Annotated in this window: 1 protein-coding gene and 1 pseudogene; both read left to right on the top strand. The window is 56.5% G+C overall.

What is annotated here, in order from left to right:
* Positions 1-99: pseudogene (locus K5E19_RS24405) on the top strand (osmosensitive K+ channel histidine kinase KdpD); the annotation flags it as partial.
* Positions 96-682 (top strand): two-component system response regulator KdpE (gene kdpE, locus K5E19_RS23280; protein ID WP_221553292.1); only part of this gene is annotated, 587 nt, incomplete at its 3' end. The pseudogene K5E19_RS24405 and the gene kdpE, both read left to right, overlap by 4 nt.

Genomic DNA, 682 nt, shown 5'->3' on the forward strand with positions numbered 1-682 from the left:
ATTACCGTCCACAACCGACCGGAAGGAGGTGCCTGTTTGTGTGTTACACTTCCGCTGGATGTTCCGCCAGAAATGAATGTATTACCCGAGGATTTGTGATTAACGTCCTGATTGTTGAAGACGAACTCGCCATTAGCCGTTTCCTGCGCGCTGCGCTGGAGGGAGACGGCTTGCACGTGTATGACGCCGGGACATTACAGCGCGGGCTTATCGAAGCGGCCACCCGCAAACCCGACCTGGTGATCCTCGATTTAGGCCTCCCCGACGGCGACGGTCTCGATTTTATCCGCGAAGTGCGCCAGTGGAGCCAAATGCCCATCATTGTGCTCTCTGCCCGCGCCGAAGAGACGGATAAAATTGCGGCGCTGGACGCCGGGGCCGATGACTATCTCAGCAAACCTTTTGGTATTGGTGAACTTCAGGCGCGCCTGCGCGTGGCGCTGCGCCGCCACAGTGCGACGACGCCGTCCGATCCGGTGTTTACCTTTTCAGATATCCAGGTCGATCTGCCTGCCCGTCGAATTCTGCGCGGTACCCAAGAGATTCACCTCACCCCGATTGAGTTTCGCCTGCTGGCCGTGCTGCTTAACAATCACGGCAAAGTGCTGACCCAGCGTCAGCTGCTTAATCAGGTCTGGGGACCGAACGCCGTTGAACATAGTCATTATTTACGCATATATAT

Source organism: Enterobacter sp. RIT637, from assembly GCF_019718755.1.
Lineage (GTDB): Bacteria > Pseudomonadota > Gammaproteobacteria > Enterobacterales > Enterobacteriaceae > Enterobacter.